This window comes from Rhodococcus sp. SB1D (assembly GCF_048573875.1).
Lineage (GTDB): Bacteria > Actinomycetota > Actinomycetes > Mycobacteriales > Mycobacteriaceae > Rhodococcus_F > Rhodococcus_F qingshengii.
This window is the reverse complement of the sequence record NZ_JBMAIQ010000026.1, coordinates 1-20,660: the sequence shown is the minus strand read 5'-3', so window position 1 is coordinate 20,660 and position 20,660 is coordinate 1. Positions and strand designations below refer to the sequence as shown.

Below are 20,660 nucleotides of genomic sequence, written 5' to 3'. Positions count from 1 at the left end.
CGGATGAGCAAAGTCGTGAATACGGCAGCTGAGGCAGTTGCCGACATCGCGAGCGGATCCAGGCTCGCAGTGGGCGGCTTCGGGCTGTGCGGTATTCCCGACGCACTGATCGCGGCGATCGCCGACGGCAACGCCACCGATCTCGAGGTGTTCTCCAACAACTGCGGTGTCGACGACTACGGTCTCGGCATTCTGCTCGGCGCGCACCGGATCGCCAGGGTGACGGCGTCGTACGTGGGGGAGAACAAGGAGTTCGCCCGTCAGTATCTCGCCGGTGAGCTCGAAGTGGAGTTGACACCGCAGGGGACGCTGGCCGAGCGGTTGCGAGCAGGCGGTACCGGCATTCCGGCGTTCTACACGCCGGCGGGCGTCGGCACACCGATCGCCGAGGGCGGCTTGCCGTGGCGATACAACGCGGACGGTTCGATCGCCGTGGCGTCGCCACCGAAGGCGACGGCAGTGTTCGGTGGCCGCACGTATGTATTGGAAGAGGCGATCACGGCTGACTTCGCGCTCGTGCATGCGGACTACGGTGACACCGAAGGAAATCTCGTCTTCAACAAGACGGCGATGAACTTCAACCCGCTTGCTGCCATGGCCGGCCGGATCACCATCGCGCAGGTGGAGAACCTCGTCGAGCCGGGCGACATCGACCCCGCGCACGTGCACCTACCTGGAGTGTTCGTCGCGCGCGTCGTACACACAGGCCCACAGGAGAAGCGGATCGAGAAGCGGACCGTCTCAGGAGGCACCAAGTGACCAGTGCAGAGGAAACCCGTATCGGTTGGACTCGCCACGAGATGGCCGCTCGCGCGGCCGCCGAGATGCGGCCGGGGGAGTACGTCAACCTCGGCATCGGCCTGCCGACGCTGATCCCCAGTTACCTGCCCGAGGGCGTCAAGGTGGTCCTCCACAGCGAGAACGGCATCCTTGGTACCGGACCGTATCCGACCGATGATCAGGTCGATGCCGACCTCATCAATGCCGGTAAAGAAACCGTCACCGTCAATTCAGGTGCCGCGTTCTTCGACTCGGCTCTCTCCTTCGGCATGATCCGGGGTGGTCACATCGACACCGCGGTGCTCGGCGGGATGCAGGTATCGAAGACCGGTGACCTTGCCAACTGGATGGTGCCGGGCAAGATGGTGAAGGGTATGGGCGGGGCGATGGACCTGGTCCACGGTGCCCGCCGCGTCATCGTCGTGATGGAGCACACCGACCGCGACGGCAATCCCAAGATCGTCGAGGCGTGCACACTGCCGCTTACCGGTCAGAGCGTCGTCAACCGGATCATCACCGACCTGGCAGTGCTGGACGTCACCGCGGACGGGCTGCAGCTTGTGGAGCTAGCTCCAGGGGTCAGCAGCGAGCACCTGAAGAGTGTGACTGGTGTGGGCTTTTCCTGAAGCTTCGTACCGTAAATCGAAGAACGCGCCGACCGCTGGTCGGCGCGTTCTTTCGTCGGTCTGTCGGCGAGTACCGATAGTCTCGATCAGCGACTGTCGAATCTTGTTCGAGCTCAGACACCCAGTACCTGGCGGCCCTGTAAATTGTCCGAGGTGACTGATGTGGGTTGGGGTGTAGATCGTCGGTTGCAATTGATTGTCCCAGGGGGTGAGGTGTCGCGCGCCGCGTCTGAACGGTGCGTTTCGGCAATGCGATCGGGGGGTAGATGAGCTGGGCGATTTGTAACGAATTGCAACAAAACCATCGATACACCGGGGTATGGATTTCTCTTGTCACCTATGTATCGGAGACAATGGGTGGTTCTGGCTCGTCGAGGTTGGATGAGGTCGGTAGCTGCTGCGAATCGGACGTTCGGCTCGCACGGGTGCGCAATGGTGTGGAAGAGAGGCTGTGGGCGTGAATTCGCTGGGTAACGGAGAACTGGGGAGCGGCAAGCCGGAGGTCGGCAGCTCGCCGGAAGACGTTCAGCGATCCGACGCATTCCCGCTTTCCGCGGCCCAGCTCGGTATGTGGTTCGCGCAACACCTCGATCCCGCCGTTCCGGTCAACATCGCTCAGTACGTCGAACTCCGTGGTGCTCTGGAACTTGACGCCCTTCGGCAGGCCTGCGCAGACGCCGGTCGCGAAATCGGGTCGGCCTTCGTCCGGATCTTCGAGATCGACGCCCAGCCTTACCAGATCATCGACCCCACACTCGATGATTCGGTCGGTTACGTCGACCTTCGTAGTGAAGACGACTCGCACGACGCTGCCATGCGGTGGATGCGAGCAGATCGCAGCCGGCCGATCGACATGCTCACGGACCGCTTGATCTCTGCCACGATCCTGCGGCTCGGCGAGAATCGCTACTACTGGTACACGCGGGTCCACCACACAATTCTCGACGGATTCGGTGCGTCGACGTTCGTCACTCGTGTGGCGGAGCTGTACTCGGCGCGCGTGGAGGGCCGGGATCCGGAGCCGAGTGAGGCCTCCGATCTCCGGAACGTCTACGAGGTGGACAACAAGTACCGCCAGTCGAGTCGTTTCGAAACCGATCGCAAGTACTGGGCAGACAAGATCGAGAATCTCGACGAGATCTCGAGCCTCGCGGGTCGAAGTGCCGCGCCTGCTCCAGTCAGTCGGATCGACAGTGCAGCGCTGTCCAACCACGTCGAGGCTCTGCTCGGGCGGTTCCTCGAGCGCATCGAGAAGACCACTGTTGCCGGCACTGTCGTCGCGGCGTTTGCGGCGTACCTCGCTCAGATGACCGGACGAGAGGACGTGTCGCTGAGTCTGCCCGTTTCCGGTCGAACAACAGCCGTGCTGCGTCGATCCGGAGGCATGGTCTCCAACGTCGTGCCGCTGCGCCTGACCGTCACCTCGGACACCACCGTCCAGGAGCTTCTGGACGATGTCAGGAACGAAATGTCCGGCGCACTGCGCCACCAGCGATACCGACACGAGGACATGGTTCGCGGCGGGGACGGGCCGGGCCGGGGCGGATTCTTCGGCCCCTGGATCAACATCATGATGTTTTCCACCGAGTTGGCGTTCGGGCCCCTCGTCGGCGAACTTCACATCTTGTCCACGGGTTTGATCGAAGACCTCGGTGTCAACCTGTATCAGAGCGTCGGCGATACCCGCACACACATCGACTTCGAGTCGAATCCCAATCTGTATGCGCCCGCGGACGCCCAGCGAAATCACTCGCGGTTCGTGGAGTTTCTCGAGAAGTTCGTCTCGGCCGAAACGAGCCGCAAGGTCTGGGATCTTCCTGTCGCAACTGACGAGGAGCGAAACAAGGTTGCCTTGTGGAACCGCACCGGCTTCCACGTTACCTCGCAGACCATCACCGAAGCGTTCGAGCGTCAGGTCGAGAGAACTCCCGATGCCACCGCTGTCGTTTTCGAAGGCGCCAGCCTCACGTACGCCGAATTCGACTCTCGCGCAAATGGTTTGGCTCGTCAACTCATTGCCATGGGTGTTGGGCCCGAATCGCTTGTAGGACTGTCGATCCGCAGGTCTTTGGACTTGATGGTCGGTCTGTACGCGATTGCCAAGGCCGGCGGAGCCTGGGTACCGGTGGATCCCGACCACCCAGCCGACCGCACCGCCTACATTCTCGAGTCGGCGCAGCCCACGTGTGTTGTGACCACTGCGCGGGACGACGTGGATCTGCCCTCGGGCACACGGGTCATCGAGATCGACACACTGGACTATGGGCAGCTCGACAGCAGACCGATCGTCAACGCGGATCGCCTGTCTCCCTTGCATTTCTCGAACACTGCGTACGTGATCTACACCTCGGGTTCGACCGGTCGACCCAAGGGTGTCGCGGTCACTCACGCGGCGATCAACAATCAGCTTCAGTGGATGAACGCCGAGTACGGGCTTTCGGCGTCGGACATCTACCTGCAGAAGACCGCTACGACATTCGACGTGTCGCTGTGGGGATTTTTCATGCCGTTGCAGGTCGGCGCCACGCTCGTCGTCGCGACTCCGGACGGTCATCGAGACCCGATCTACGTGGCGAACAAGATCGCGGAGCTCGGCGTCACGATCACCGACTTCGTGCCATCCATGCTCACGCTGTTCACTGCGAATGCACCTGCCGGATCTTGTGATTCGTTGCGCCACGTGTTCGTCATCGGCGAGGCGCTCCCGCCCGAGACGTCTTCCGCCTTCCGCGAACTCTGTGGAGCCGGACTGCACAACCTGTACGGTCCGACCGAAGCCGCGGTATCGGTCACGTACTACGAGGCCGTGGCCACGGATACTACTTCCGTGCCGATCGGTATGCCGCAGTGGAACACTCAGGCGCACGTACTGGACGGACAACTTCGCCCGACCCCCATCGGGCAGCCGGGTGAGCTCTATCTCGCCGGCGTTCAACTCGCGCGCGGATACGTTGGTCGACCGGACCTGAGCTCGGATCGGTTCGTAGCCAATCCGTACGGCACGGCCGGTGAGCGTATGTACCGGACCGGCGACCTCGTTCGTCGCCGTGAGGACGGAAATCTCGACTACATCGGGCGTACAGACTTCCAGGTGAAGTTCCGCGGGCAGCGCATCGAACTCGGCGAGATCGAGACCGTCCTTCTGGCGCACCCCGACGTTTCGCAGGCTGTCGTTTTGGTGACCGTCACCCCGACCGGTGATCAATTGGTCGGCTACGTCGTGCCGGGTCCAGGCCGAAACATCGATGCTGCGGTCCTCAGTGAGTTCGCCGGCCGAAGCCTCCCGTCGTACATGGTTCCGGCCGCGTTGATGGTGCTCGATGCGTTGCCGCTCAACACGAGTGGCAAATTGGATCGTGCCGGGTTGCCCGAGCCGGTGTTCGCGAGTGCAAAGCAGTACCGCGAGCCCCGCACCGAAATCGAACGCATCGTGGCGGACGTGTTTGCCGACGTTCTCGGTGTCGAGCGCGTCGGTATCGATGACGACTTCTTCGAGCTCGGTGGAAACTCTCTGGTTGCAACACAATTGGTGACGCGAGTGGGTTCGGCATTGGGAGTGCAACTCGGCGTTCGAGAGCTCTTCGAATCCACCACGGTCGCCACCCTGGCGGCCCGCGCCGAGTCGGTGGCGGGCAACGCCAGGCAGCTCACCCCGCTGATCGCCAAGCCTCGTCCCGAGGTCGTCCCGCTCTCGCTTGCGCAGCAGCGCATGTGGTTCATCAACCGTCTCGATCCGTCGACGCCCGCCTACAATCTTCCGTTCACGGTCCGGCTCACCGGTTCGGTGGACCCGTCCGCCCTGCATGCCGCGGTGATGGATCTTCTCGAGCGACACGAGTCCTTGCGGACGATCTACCCTGATGTCGACGGAACCGCGCAACAGCTGGTTCTGCCGGTCGACCGGGCCGCGGTGGAGTTGAATCCGGTCAAGATTCGGAATTCGCATCTCGACGCGGCGCTGTTCGACGTGGCGTCTCGCGGCTTCGACGTGACGCTCGAAATCCCGGTACGGGTTGCCCTCTTCGAGGTGTCTCCGACGGACTACGTCCTGGTGATGGTTCTCCATCACATCGCTGCAGACGGACTGTCGTTCCGTCCGCTCGCACGTGACCTTCTCGTCGCCTACTCGGCGCGAAGTGAGAAGTCTGCGCCGGCGTGGACGCCGCTGCCGATTCAGTACGCCGACTACGCCCTGTGGCAGCGCGAAGCACTGGGATCCGACGAAGACCCGCGCTCGGAGTCGTCTCGCCAGATCAACTTCTGGCGCCGGGCACTTGCCGATCTGCCGGATCAGTTGGATCTGCCGACCGACCGACCTCGTCCGGCCATCGCGTCCAATCACGGTGCCAAGCACCATTTTCAGATCAGCGAACGCACGACGCGCAAGTTGAACGAGTTGGCGCGCTCGAGGAGCGTCTCGCTGTTCATGGTGTTGCAGGCGGCATATGCAACGCTGTTGAGCCGGCTCAGTGGTACCTCCGACATCGCGATCGGTGCCCCGATCGGCGGGCGAGGCGATCAAGCGCTCAACGACGTGATCGGCATGTTCGTGAACACCCTGGTGCTTCGCACCGAGGTCGATCCGAACGAACGATTCGAAGAGTTGCTCGCTCGGGTAAGGGAATCGGGCTTGTCTGCCTACGGGCATGCCGATGTGCCGTTCGAGCGGTTGGTCGAAGTCCTGAGTCCGGCGCGTTCGCAGGCTCGTCACCCGCTGTTCCAGGTTGCGCTCACTGCGGAGATCAGTGGACGACGCGAACTGGAATTCTCAGGTGTCAAAGCAGTTGCAGCTGAATTGGAAGTACCGGTCGCCAAATTCGATCTCGAGCTCATGGTGTCCGAGAATCCTGAAGGCAGCGAAGACTCGGACGTCTTGAGCGCCACCTTCACCTATGCCACGGACCTGTTCGATCCGGCCACGGTGAACACTTTCGCTACTCGGTTCGTGCGCATCCTCGATGCCGTGGCTACCCGACCTGAAACGATCGTCGGCGATATCGACCTGCTCTCACGCTCCGAGCGCACCGATCTGACGGTCGTAGCCGCGGATGACACGATGCCCCGGCAGAGTCTCGTCGACATCTTCCTGTCCGGCACGGCTGAGGCGGATTCGGTTGCTGTGCGCTTCGAGGGTCGATCGATCACCTATCGAGAGCTCGATGAGCAGTCGTCGAAGCTCGCACGGGTTCTGATCGGACGTGGCGCCGGCCCCGAGACCATTGTTGCTCTCGCCTTTCCTCGCTCGTACGAGATGGTCTGTGCAGTATGGGCGGTGGCGAAGTCAGGGGCGGCATACGTCCCAGTCGACCCGAGTTATCCGGAAGATCGTGTCCGGCACATGCTGGCCGATTCTTCGGCCGCGATCGGACTCACGTCGGGACAGTTCGTAGATCAGCTTCCTGCGGTCACAGAATGGTTGGTCCTTGACGGCCAGGCGCTGAACGGAGAACTGTCGGCGCAATCTTCAGCGCCGGTCACGGACGAGGACCGAATCGCTCCGATTCACAGTTCTCACGTTGCATATGTCATTTACACATCCGGTTCCACGGGAAAACCGAAGGGTGTCAGCGTCACTCACGGTGGACTCCGTGGCGTCAGAGACGCAGCACAGCGTCGCTACGGGGTAGAACAGTCCTCGCGCTTCCTCCATATCTGTTCACCGAGCTTCGACCCGTCGGTACTCGAATGGATGGTCGCCTTCTCCGCGGGTGCAACTTTGGTGATCGTTCCGTCGACAATTATCGGTGGACACGAGTTGTCGGATCTTCTTCATTCCGAGAAGGTCACACACGCGATCATCACTCCCGCAGTACTCGGGACCATGGAGCCGGCAGAGCTGCCTGAATTGCGAGTCGTCTCCGTCGGCGGTGACGTGACCACTCCCGAGTTGCTGGCGAAATGGGCCCCAGGGCGCGCCTACTTCAATGGGTATGGTCCGACCGAGACCACTATCATCTCGTCGTTCGGCGATCTCGCGATCGGCCGATCGATCGACATCGGGCGTCCCGTCGAGGGCATGTCGGCACTGGTACTCGACGAGCGTCTGCATCCTGTTCCAGTCGGTACCAGGGGAGAGCTCTACTTTGCGGGCGCTGCATTGGCTCGCGGCTACCATGAGCGGCGAGGCCTTTCTGCGGAACGGTTTGTCGCCAACCCGTATTCGCCGGATGGCGAGCGAATGTACCGGACCGGCGATGTCGTGCGCTGGACCGGCGGAGACGCGCGCGGTGACGCGGGGGTTCTCGAATACGTCGGCCGCAGTGACTTCCAGGTCAAGGTTCGCGGATTCCGTATCGAACTCGGTGAGATCGACGCAGTTCTGTCCTCGCACGAGTCTGTGCGCTTCGCGGTGACGGTCGGAAGCGAAGGCGCGGCGGGTATCACAACCCTCGTTTCCTACGTCGAACTGGCTGACGGGTCGAGTTTCGATCGGGACGTGCTCGCCTCGTTCGTGGCGGAGGCTCTGCCGAGCTACATGGTTCCGTCCGTCATCATGGAACTCGCTGAGGTTCCGTTGACCCCGGTGGGCAAATTGGATCGCCGGGCTTTGCCGGAGCCTGTTTTCGAGGTCCGCGAGTTTCGTGCACCCACCACGCCGGTGGAAGAGATTGTCGCGCAGGTGATTGCGGATGTTCTCGGAGTGGAACGAGTCGGCCTCGACGACGACTTCTTTGAACTCGGTGGCAACTCCCTGGTGGCCACTCAGGTCACCTCCCGATTGGGGCGGGCGCTCGACACTACGGTGCCGGTGCGAACGCTGTTCGACGTTTCCACCGTCGAGGCGCTCGCCGCACACATCGAGTCGCACGTAGGTAGCGGCGGGCAGAAGGCGCTCGTCGCACAGGTGCGTCCCGCGGAAATTCCGTTGTCGCTGGCGCAGCAGCGCATGTGGTTCCTGAACCGCTTCGACACCGACTCAGCTGCTTACAACATCACTTTTGCTCTGCACCTGACTGGTCATCTCGATACTGCCGCGATGGAAATGGCGCTGGAGGACGTACTGGCCCGGCATGAGGTGCTCCGAACGGTATATCCGGACGGGGCTTCCGGACCGAAGCAGTCGATTCTGTCGCTCTCGGAGGCGTTCGGCGGGCTGACCGTGGAGTCGGTTTCGGATCCGGACGAGCTCGAAGGTCGAGTCGCTGCAATCGGATCCTCAGCGATCGACGTCACCGTCGACGTGCCGATCCGTGTCCGCCTGTTGACGGTCAGCGACACCGAGCACACCCTCGCGATCGTGGTTCATCACATCGCCGCTGACGGTTGGTCGATGGCGCCCCTGGCTCGCGATGTCATGATTGCCTACTCGGCACGCAAGGACGGGATCGCGCCGGCGTGGCAGCCGTTGACTGTGCAGTACGCCGACTATTCGTTGTGGCAGCGTGAGGTTCTGGGGTCGGAAGACGACTCGGAATCACTGATCTCGCAGCAGATCTCGTACTGGACCGAGACTCTGGCAGACCTACCGGATGTGATCGAGCTTCCGTCGGACCGGTCTCGGCCTGATGTCGCGTCGATGCGCGGCGAGCGATTCGCGTTCGAGATCTCCGGGGATGTGCACCGTCGATTGGACGCGCTGGCACGGGAGAACAACGCGACGCTCTTCATGGCGTTGCACTCGGCGCTTGCCGTTCTGATGGCCCGACTGAGCGGAACCTCGGACATCGCCGTGGGCACTCCCGTTGCCGGTCGTGGCGACGAGACGCTCGACGATCTCGTCGGCATGTTCGTCAACACGCTTGTTCTGCGGACCGAGGTCGACCCGGCCCAGGCATTCACGGATCTGCTGGCTGCGGCGAGTGATTCTGCGCTCGGAGCGTTCGCTCACTCGGACGTGCCCTTCGAGCGGTTGGTGGACGTCTTGGCTCCCGCCCGGTCGCAGGCCAGACATCCGCTGTTCCAGGTCGTGCTGTCCTTGCAGAATCTCGCGCAAACGGCATTGGAACTGCCGGGACTGGCGATCAAGGCCGCCGAAATCGACACGACCACTGCCAAGTTCGACCTCGAACTCGCAGTAACCGAGTCGATCGGCGAAGACGGGATCCAGCAAGGGCTCTCGGCCGAATTCACGTTTGCTGCCGATCTGTTCGACGTTTCGACGGTCGAAGGGTTTGCTCGGCGTCTGGTTCGTATCCTCGAGACCGTCGTGTCGGTTCCTTCGATTGTCGTCGGTGACATCGATATTCTCGATGCGGCCGAGCGGGGTGTGCTGGCCGATGTTCATGGAGGTCAGTCGGTCTCGGGAACCCTGGTCGAGATCCTCACAGCGGCGGCCGCTGTGGATCCGTCGGCGGATGCGATTCGCTTCGACGGTCAGTCAATCAGCTACCGCGAACTCGACGAGCGGTCGTCGCGACTCGCTCGTGTTCTGATTGAGAAGGGCGTCGGGCCGGAGGATCGGGTCGCGATCGCGATTCCGCGTTCGGCCGATTCGGTTCTCGCTCTGTGGGCAGTGGCGAAAACGGGTGCTGCGTTCGTACCAGTCGACCCGACGTATCCGGTTGACCGTATCGCCCACATGATCTCCGATTCCGGTGCGGTGCTGGGTCTTGCGCTCAGTGACGTCGAGGCAGGATTGCCGTCGGCGTTGACGTGGGTTGTTCTCGACGACGAGAAGACAGTGGCGGCGTGCGCGGCAGAATCCTGCGCGCCGGTGAGTGATTCGGATCGACGTAGTGCGATCGACGAGCGGCAGCCTGCGTACGTCATCTACACGTCCGGCACCACAGGTCTGCCCAAGGGCGTTGTGGTCACCAACGCCGGTGTGGCGAATTTCTGTGCCGAGCAGGTCGAGCGCTATGCGCTGACCGCGGATGCTCGGACGCTGCATTTCGCCTCGCCGAGTTTCGATGCGTCTGTCCTCGAGTTGCTGATGGCATTCGGCTCCGCGTCGACGATGGTGATTGCGCCGACGACGGTGTACGGCGGCGCGGAATTGGCCGAGATCTTGCGCTCGGAGGGCGTGACGCATGCGTTCGTGACGCCCGCTGCGCTGGCATCAGTGGATCCGAGCGGGCTCGACGCGTTGCGGGTGGTTGTCGTCGGTGGCGAAGCCAGTTCGCGGTCTCTCGTTGCCAAGTGGGCGGTGCCGCTTCCGGATGGCGGTGTGCGTGGATTCTTCAATGCGTACGGTCCGACGGAGTCGACAGTCGCCTCGAACATCAGCGATACGCTGACCGCGTTTGATCGTATGAACATCGGCGGCCCGATTCGGGGAATGGCCGCGCGGATCTTGGACGGCCGCTTGCAGCCCGTTCCGGTTGGTGTCGCAGGTGAGTTGTACGTGTCGGGTGTTCAGGTCGCTCGTGGATACCTGGGACAGCCGGCATTGACAGCGGGTCGTTTTGTCGCAGACCCGTTCGGGGCGCCGGGAGAGCGGTTGTACCGCACGGGTGACGTGGTCCGGTGGATCGACGGTGGCGCAGTGGAGTACGTGGGCCGCAGTGACTTCCAGGTCAAGATCCGTGGGTTCCGTATCGAACTCGGCGAGATCGAGGCCGCGCTGACCCGTTGCGCGGGAGTTGCGCAAGCTGTTGCTCTCGTTCGTTCCGACGATCACTTCGGAGATCGTCTCGTTGCATACGTCGTGCCGCAGGCCGGCGCCGAGGTGGATCCCGCACAGGTCATCGAGTCGGTGTCGACGTTCCTGACCGGCTACATGGTTCCCGACTCGGTACTGGTGCTCGATTCGATTCCGTTGACCACCGCGGGCAAGACGGACATCAAGGCTCTGCCCTCGCCCGTATTCGAGTCCAAGGTGTACCAGGCGCCGATCACGACCGTCGAAGAGACTGTCGCGCAGGTGTTCTCCGAAGTTCTCGGAGTCGCACAGGTTGGCCGCGACGACGATTTCTTCGAACTCGGCGGCAACTCGTTGATCGCGACCCGTGTCGCCGCTCGGCTGGGAGAGGCGCTCGACACAAGCGTTCCGGTTCGTGCGCTCTTCGAAGCGTCGACCGTGCAGTCACTCGCCGTCCGGCTCGAGCTGCACGCCGGTTCGGGCGCCACCGCCCCACTGGTGCAGCAGCCCCGGCCAGCTCGGATCCCACTTTCGTTGGCGCAGCAGCGCATGTGGTTCCTGAACAGGTTCGAACCCGCGTCGGCAGTGAACAACGTCCCGGCGGCGATCAGGATTTCGGGCGCCCTCGATGTGGCAGCTCTTGACGCCGCCGTGATCGATGTCGTGGGCCGACACGAATCACTGCGAACTGTGTATCCAGACGTCGACGGCGTCGGCTATCAGGACGTCCTCGACGTCCAAGACGTTGTCGTCGATCTCAGCCCCGTATCGATCACGGAAGATCGCCTGGCTGCGGGCGTCGCCGAGCTGGCGACAGTCGGCTTCGACGTGACGTCCGAAGTCCCGTTGCGCGCCAAGCTCTTCAAAGTCGGCGACAGCGAATACGTCCTGGTGTTCGTCGTGCATCACATCTCGACCGACGGTTTCTCGATGGGTCCGTTGACCCGTGACGTGATGGTTGCCTACGAAGCACGTACACGAGCGTCGGTGCCGGCTTGGACGCCGTTGCCGGTGCAGTACGCCGATTACTCGTTGTGGCAGCGTGAGGTTCTCGGGTCCGAGGACGATCCGCGGTCCGTGATCGCGAAGCAGATTGCGTTCTGGTCGGATGCGTTGGCTGATCTTCCGGAGCAGTTGGATCTGCCTGCCGATCGTCCGCGTCCCGAGGTCGCTTCAGGGCGCGGAGCCGAGGTCGAGTTCGATATCGACGCCACCCTGCACGAAGCTGTCAATTCGATTGCGCACAGCAGTAACTCGACACCGTTCATGGTTGTTCACGCAGCGCTCGCCGTCGTACTTTCTCGTTTGTCCGCAACGACCGACATCGCGATCGGTACACCGATCGCGGGTCGCGGTGAGGCGCAGCTCGACGATCTGATCGGTATGTTCGTCAACACTTTGGTGTTGCGCACCGAGGTTGATCCGTCGATGTCGTTCACGGATCTGTTGGCTTCGGCGCGTGAGGTGGATTTGCAGGCGTTCGCGCATGCGGATGTTCCGTTCGAGCGTGTGGTGGAGGTTCTCGATCCGGTTCGTTCGCAGGCTCGTCATCCGTTGTTCCAGGTGGCGTTGACGTTCCAGAACCACGAACAGACAACGCTCGAACTGGGCGACCTCGAAGTGTCGATCGAAAGTGCCGATCTTGCGTTGGCGAAATTCGACCTCCAGTTGACCCTGACCGAACGAACCGACGAGGCCGGCGCACCCGCCGGAATGTCCGCCTCTTTGACGTATGCGACGGATCTGTTCGACGAGTCGACCGTTGTGGAATTCGGTGATCGGCTGGTAAGGACCTTCCGTGCGGTGACTGCTGATCCCACCGTAGCGGTGGGTGACGTTGACATCTTGGTCGATGGAGAACGAAACCTGCTGTCCCGCTTCAGTGCCGGCCAGATCGATCATGGTGTGGATTCGACGTTGTCGGCGTGGTTCGATGATGCTGCTGCGCGGTTTGGTGATCGGGTTGCGGTGCGGTTCGGTGGCGAGTCGTTGTCGTATGGTGAGTTGTCGGTGCGGGCTAATCGTTTGGCGCGCAGGTTGATTGCTCAGGGTTGTGGTCCGGAGTCGTTGGTGGCGGTGGCGTTGCCGCGGTCGGCGGATCTTGTGGTGGCGTTGTTGGCGGTGGTGAAGTCCGGTGCGGGGTATTTGCCGGTGGATCCGTCGTATCCGGCTGATCGTGTCGAGTTCATGTTGGCTGATGCTGCTCCGGTGGCTGCGATTTCGTGGTCCGGGCGTGAGTTGGTGTTGCCCGCTGGTTTGCCTGTGGTTGATATCGACGCGGTGGATGTGTCGGAGTTCGATGGTTCGGTGGTTTCGGATGCGGATCGTGTTGCGCCGTTGCGGTCGTCGAATGTTGCGTATGTGATTTACACGTCGGGTTCGACGGGTCGCCCGAAGGGTGTGCAGGTTCCGCACACGACGGTGGCGAAGTTGTTTGCGAATACTGAGGGTGTGTACGGGTTCGACGAATCCGATGTGTGGACGATGTTCCACAGTTATGCGTTCGACTTCTCGGTGTGGGAGTTGTGGGGTCCGCTGTTGTACGGCGGCACGTTGGTGGTTGTGGATTATGTGACGTCGCGGTCGCCGGAGCAGTTCTTGGAGTTGCTTGCTGCTGAGCGGGTGACGGTGCTCAATCAGACGCCGTCGGCGTTCTATCAGTTGGCTGAGGCTGATCGGTTGGCGTCGGAATCCGGTCGGGCCGCTGAGTTGTCGTTGCGGTGGGTTGTTTTCGGCGGCGAGGCGCTCGAGCTGCGTCGCTTGTCGGATTGGTACGGCCGCCGCGGTGACTTCGCGCCGACGTTGGTGAACATGTACGGCATCACGGAGACGACGGTGCATGTGAGCCATCGTGTGTTGGATGCTGCGTTGGCGGCGGATGCGTCGGCGAGTGTTGTGGGTCAGGCTATTTCGGGTCTGCAGGTGTTCGTGCTCGATACGCGTTTGGCTCCGGTGCCTGTTGGTGTCGCGGGTGAGATGTATGTCTCTGGTGTTCAGTTGGCTCGGGGTTATCTGGGTCAGGCGGGGTTGACGTCGACGCGGTTTGTGGCGAATCCGTTCAATGCCGGCGAGGTGTTGTACCGCACGGGTGACGTCGCTTCGTGGAACAGTGCTGGTGATTTGGAGTATCTGGGTCGCGCGGATGATCAGGTGAAGATCCGTGGTTTCCGGATCGAGATCGGTGAGATCGAGTCTGCGGTGTTGGCGGATGTGTCGGTGGCGCAGACGGCGGTGGTTGTTCGTGAGGATTCTCCGGGTGATCAGCGGTTGGTGGCGTATGTGGTTCCGGCTGCGGGTGTGAGCGTTTCGGTCGACGATGTCCGCACCGGTGTGGGTTCGTTGTTGCCGGAGTACATGGTGCCGTCGGCGTTTGTGGTGTTGGATTCGATTCCGTTGACGGTGAACGGGAAGTTGGATCGTCGGGCGTTGCCGGTTCCGTCGTTGCAGGTTGCGGTGTTCCGTGCTCCGACGTCGGTGGTGGAAGAGGTTGTTGCGCAGACGTTTGCGGATGTTCTGGGCGTCGAGCGTGTTGGTTTGGATGATGATTTCTTCGCGCTCGGTGGTAATTCGCTGATTGCGACGCAGGTGACGTCTCGGTTGGGTCAGGCGTTGGATGCTTCGGTGTCGGTGCGGGAGTTGTTCGAGGCGTCGACGGTGGAGGCGTTGGCTGCTCGTTTGGGTTCTCATGTCGGTGGCGGTTCACGTGCGGCGTTGACTGCGCAGGTGCGTCCGGTTCGGGTGCCGTTGTCGTTGGCGCAGCAGCGCATGTGGTTCCTCAACCAGTTGGATACGAGCTCGGCAGGGAACAACGTCCCGGTTGCGATAACTCTCACCGGAGAACTGGACGTCTCGGGGCTGGAGCAAGCGGTCGCCGACGTTATCGGCCGCCACGAGGTTCTGCGCACGGTCTACCCCGAGGTCGACGGCGTCGGCTACCAGAAGATCGTTGCACCGGCTGATGTCGACGTGAACCTCGCTGCAACCTCGGTCTCGGATTCGGAGATCGTTTCCGAGGTAACGAACTTCGTAGCGGCAGGCTTCGACGTGACGGCCGAGGTGCCGTTGCGCGCCAAGCTTTTCCAGATCAAGGCCGACGAGCACGTTCTGGTATTCGTGGTGCATCACATCTCGACCGACGGTTTCTCGATGGGCCCGCTGACCCGCGACGTCATGACCGCCTACTACGCCCGAACCAACGGCCAGGCTCCGACCTGGACGCCGTTGCCGGTGCAGTATGCCGATTACTCGTTGTGGCAGCGTGAGGTTCTCGGGTCCGAGGACGATCCGCAGTCCGTCATCGCGCAACAGATCACTTACTGGGCGCAAGCACTGGACGGCGTGCCCGAACAGTTGAATCTTCCGGGGGATCGGGCTCGGCCGGCGGTATTCTCCGGTCAGGGAGCGACATTCGAATTCTCGATCGGTCAGGAATTGCATGAGCGGCTGATCAGCGTGGGCCGGGAACACAATGCGTCGATGTTCATGGTGGTCCATGCGGCTCTGGCGTCGCTTCTCGCTCGTCTGTCGGGAACAACGGACATCAACATCGGTGCACCGATGGCCGGGCGAGGTGAATCCGAACTCGACGATTTGATCGGAATGTTCGTCAACACCCTGGTTTTGCGTACCGAGGTTGATCCGTCGGCGGCGTTCACAACACTTCTGGCCTCGGCTCGGGAAACCGACCTTCAGGCGTTCGCGCACTCGGACCTTCCGTTCGAGCGGCTCGTGGAAGTGCTGGATCCCGTTCGGTCGAGGGCACATCACCCGCTGTTCCAGGTGGCATTGGCATTTCAGAACCTGGGGCAGAACTCGTTGGCTCTGCCCGGTCTGACGGCGGCCGAGTTCGAAATCGACGAGACCGTGGCCAAGTTCGACCTGCAGCTCACGATCAGTGAGGTATCAGAAGGGCTGTCGGCGACGTTCACGTACGCGACGGATCTGTTCGACGAATCGACCGTCCGCGGATTCGCCGCACGATTGATGCGCATTCTGAACGGAATTGCGACGGACCCCGCAACTTCAGTGGGTGACATCGAAATCCTCGACGCGTCCGAGCGTGAGGTTCTGACGAGTCAAAGGGCTTCGTCAGGAGTAGCGCAGGCGCCGTTGGCCGAGATTCTTGCCGACGCTGCTGCGCGCTACCCGGACAACGTCGCTTTGCGCTACCCCGGCACGGCGCAGGCCGCGGCCGGTAGGTCCATGACGTATCGAGAGGTCGACGAGTGGTCGTCGAAGCTGGCCCGCGTTTTGATCAACCGTGGTCTTGGGGCTGAAGATCTTGTGGCGGTGTCGATTCCGAGATCCGTCGAATCGGTACTCGCGGTCTGGGCAGTGTCGAAGACCGGGGCAGCGGTCGTTCCGATCGATCCGCACTATCCGGCAGACCGTATCGCGCACATGCTCAGCGACTCGGGTGCGAAGGTTGGCCTGACCCTCGACGTCGAACGTCCGAATCTCGCCGACGACGTCGAGTGGTTGGTCGTGGACGGACCGCTCGGCGAACAGATGATCGCCGGAGTGTCCGGAGCGCCAATAGATGCCGAGGAACGTGTCCGTCCACTGACGACTGCTCATCCGGCTTGGGTCATCTACACCTCCGGCACGACAGGACTGCCGAAGGGCGTTGTCGCGACCAACGCGGGACTGGCGAGCTTCAGTGTCACGCAGGCCGCGCACTACCTCGTGAAGCCCACCTCGCGGACATTGCACTTCGCGTCACCGAGTTTCGACGCGTCGATGCTCGAGTTGTTCCTCGCGGTGGCCACCGGCGCGACGATGGTCATCGTCCCGCCTGGCGTGTACGGCGGCGACGAACTGGCTGAGGTGTTCCGTAGCGAACGAGTCACGCATGCGTTCATCACACCCGCTGCCCTGGCGTCGATGGACCCGAGCGGCCTGGACGACCTGACGGTGGTAGGCGTGGGTGGCGAAGCGTATTCGCCGGAGCTGATCAGCAAGTGGACGACAGGGGACGGATCGGCCGCGTCGGCTTCGGCTCCCAGGACATTCCTGAATGTCTACGGCCCGACCGAGACGACGATCGTGACGAACGTCAGCGTTCCGCTTCTGCCCGGTGACCGAATGGACATCGGCGCCACGATCGGTGACATGGCCGCATTCGTCCTGGACACACGACTCAATCCAGTTCCACTGGGAGTCTCGGGCGAGCTGTATCTGTCCGGTCCTCAGGTGACCCGCGGCTATCATCGTCGTCCAGGCTTGAGTGCCGATCGATTCGTGGCAAACCCGCACGGTAATCCGGGCGAGCGAATGTACCGAACCGGTGACGTGGTGCGCTGGGTCGCTGGAACGGCACCCTCCACCTACGCCGTGGAATACGTGGGCCGCAACGATTTCCAGGTCAAGATTCGCGGTTTCCGTATCGAACTGGGCGAAATCGATGCATCGCTGACGGCACACCCCGAGGTCGAGTTCGCTGCGACGATGGGTACGACCCTGCCGTCGGGTGCCCCGGCGCTGGTGTCGTACGTGTTCACCGGAAAGCACGCTTCGGTCACTTCGGCGGAATTGATCGAATTTGTCTCCAGAACCCTTCCGGCCCATATGGTTCCGGCTTCGGTTATGGTCTCCTCGGACATGCCGCTCAGTCCGGCAGGCAAGCTGGACCGAAAAGCGCTCCCAGCACCGGTTTTCGAGACCAAGGAATTCCGCGCCCCGGTCACCGAGATGGAACAAATCCTGAGCGAGATCTTCGCGGACGTTCTCGGCCTGGATCGCATCGGCACCGACGACTCGTTCTTCGCTCAGGGCGGCGACTCGATCATGTCCATCCAACTCGTCTCTCGTGCGAAGGCACGTGGGGTCGTATTCGCACCCAGTGACGTCTTCGAGAGCAAGACTGTCGCGGCGTTGGCCGAAGTGGCGAAGTATGCCGCCGACGTCGAGGCCGCGGTGGTGCTCGAGGAGTTGCCGGGCGGTGGAGTCGGCTGGATGCCGTTGACGCCGATCGAACGATTCATGGTCGAGCGCGGTGGCAGCTACAACCGATTCACACAGACGATGACTCTCGAGCTTCCACTCGGAGTGCAGCGAGCCGACATCGTGCGAACACTCGCTGCAGTCGTCGACCACCACGACATGTTCCGCTCGCGGCTGATCTCCGACGGTCGCGGATGGGGGATGTCGGTCTCCGAGCCCGGAACCGTGGACGTCGAGGATCTGCTCAGCCGCGTCGATGTCGACGCGGCTGCGGACGAGTCGACAATTGTTCTCACGGCTTCCAAGGGCCTCGACGAGGCTCTCGGCCGGTTGAATCCGGCGGACGGCGTAATGGTTCAGTTCGTGTGGGTCGACTTCGGTCCCACTCGTACCGGGCGCTTGATCATTGCTGCACATCACCTGATCGTCGACGGGGTTTCCTGGCGAATCATCGTTCCGGATCTGGTGTCGGCTGCGGCTCAGATGGCCGGGGCGAGCGGAGCGACGGGGGATGTTGCTCTCGAGCCGACCGGTACGTCGATGCGACGCTGGGCTCATGCTTTGTCCGAAGAGGCCCATCGGGATTCGCGTGTGGCCGAGCTGGATACGTGGCGGAAGGTGTTGCAGACACCGGACCCGGTGCTGGGTAGGAGGGCGTACGACTCTGCCGTCGACGTTGCGGCAACGGTTCAGCGGATAAGCGTGACGGTTCCCACTCAGGTGACGGAGACTCTGTTGACCACGCTGCCGGAGGTTTTCAACGGCGGCGCCAACGACGGCCTGCTCGCTGGACTGGCACTCGCGCTGATCGAGTGGCGTCGCCGAGCCGGAATCGACTCGACGTCTGCTTTGCTGCAACTCGAGGGCCACGGTCGCGAAGAAGCCGTGATTCCTGGCGCGGATCTGTCAAGGACCGTTGGCTGGTTCACCGCTGCCTTCCCGATCAGTCTCGATCTTTCCGAGGTAGATCTGGGTGACGCTTTCGCCGGAGGTGATTCGGCGGGACGCGCGATCAAAGCAGTGAAGGAACAGCTGCTGGCGATCCCGGACAAGGGCGTCGGGTACGGACTGCTGCGCTACCTGAACGAAGACACGCGCGCAGTGCTTTCTCGCTTCGCCGGGGGACAGGTCAGCTTCAACTACCTGGGACGAGTTGTCGCCGAGGATCTTCCGGCAGGCGTCGAGGGACTCGGGTGGCTGCCGGCCGGCGATTTCGCCAACGTGTCGGCACCCGAAGACGTCGACATGCCCGCAAACAAGGTCGTCGACATCAATGCGATCGTCAACGACGGCGCAGACGGTGCTGTTCTGGAGGCCTCTTTCGCATACCCCGTCGGTGCCATCGACGGCGAGAGTGTCGAGACATTTGCACAGATTTGGGTCGAAGCACTGACTGCCCTGGCGGAGCATTCTCGCTCCGTCGGAGCCGGTGGACTCACACCGTCCGACGTGCCGCTTGTCTCCGTGAGCCAACGAGATATCGACGGCTTCGAGAATCGATTCGGTACGGTGACCGACATCTGGCCCCTGGCACCGCTGCAGTCCGGTTTGCTCTTCCACGCGATGTTGGCAGAATCCAGCGTCGACCTCTACTCGGTGCAGATGATTCTCACTCTGTCCGGGAAGGTGGATGCCGACCGCTTGCGCACTGCAGCACAGGGAATCATCGACCGTTATGCGAACCTGCGAACGGCATTCACGGCCGACGACGACGGAACGCCGGTCCAGATAGTCCTCGAAGACGTTCCAGTCCCGTGGCGGAACATCGATCTCAGCGATATTGCGGCCGTCGACCGTGAGGCAGCTCTGAACGAAGTTTTGACGGCTGACCAGGCGACACACTTCGACATGGCGTCACCGCCGTTGATTCGGTTCACCTTCGTCACCATGGCGGAGGGGGACTATCGCTTGGTGGTGGCGAATCACCACATTATTCTCGACGGTTGGTCGGTGCCACTGCTCTTGCAGAACCTGTTGGCGCTTTACGCGACGCGTGGTGACGACTCGGTTCTTCCGCGTGTGCGTAGCTATCGCAATTACCTGGCGTGGCTTGTCGATCAGGATCGTGATCGATCACTCACAGCCTGGGCGGATGTGCTTTCCGGCGTCGAAGAGCCGACGCTGCTTGCTCAGGTCACAGGCGGACAGGAATTCACCGCGCTGTCACAGAAGCTGAACGTGTCGATGTCGTCGGAGACAACCGCGGCGCTCACCGCTCTGGCCGCACGACTCGGGGTCACCGCCAACACGATCGTGCAGAGCGCGTGGGCGGTCCTCCTCGGTGCGTTGACCGGAACCGACGACGTTGTCTTCGGTGCAACAGTGTCCGGCCGGCCACCGGCGCTCACCGGCGTCGAATCGATGGTCGGGTTGTTCATCAACACCCTCCCCGTGCGGGTGCGCCTCGACGCCGCGGAGTCCGTCGAAGAATTGGTTGCCAGGGTCCAGATCGAGCAGGCGAGAATGCTTGATCATCACTATCTCGGTTTGACCGATGTCCAGAAAGCAGCGGACGTCGGAACACTGTTCGACACGTTGGTTGTATTCGAGTCGTACCCGGTCGACCGTGAGGGCCTCGCCGCACAGGCGGATGTTCTCGACGGAATGATGATCGACGACATCGCCTCGGACGATTCCACGAACTACCCGTTGACCCTGCTGATCGCACTCGACGAGCAGTTGCACTTGACGCTGCGGTACCTACCGGACTTCTTCGATGCCGACTACGCAACTGCGTTGCTGGACAGAGTTCTTCGACTGCTCTCCTCCGTAGCCACCGATCCTTCGGTGCG

The 20,660-nt window shown here is 62.2% G+C and carries 3 protein-coding genes; all 3 read left to right on the top strand.

Annotated elements, in window-relative coordinates; translation table 11 throughout:
* The first annotated feature begins 3 nt into the window (after positions 1-3).
* Positions 4-759 carry a CoA transferase subunit A gene (locus ACN50D_RS30730; RefSeq protein ID WP_212633879.1) on the top strand — a complete coding sequence of 252 codons (756 nt, stop codon included), beginning with the start codon at positions 4-6 and terminating at the stop codon, positions 757-759.
* 41 nt (positions 760-800) lie between these two features.
* A complete protein-coding gene (locus ACN50D_RS30725; RefSeq protein WP_039973146.1) occupies positions 801-1,406 on the top strand; it encodes a 3-oxoacid CoA-transferase subunit B in 606 nt (201 codons plus the stop codon).
* A gap of 457 nt (positions 1,407-1,863) precedes the next feature.
* Positions 1,864-20,660, top strand: an 18,797-nt coding sequence (locus tag ACN50D_RS30720) for a non-ribosomal peptide synthase/polyketide synthase (RefSeq protein WP_419970247.1), incomplete at its 3' end; no start/stop codon positions are given.

Bases quoted from the DNA above. Each gene is read 5' to 3' on its own strand.
- ACN50D_RS30730 (WP_212633879.1), top strand. From the start codon at position 4: ATGAGCAAAGTCGTGAATACGGCAGCTGAGGCAGTTGCCGACATCGCG.
- ACN50D_RS30725 (WP_039973146.1), top strand. From the start codon at position 801: ATGGCCGCTCGCGCGGCCGCCGAGATGCGGCCGGGGGAGTACGTCAAC.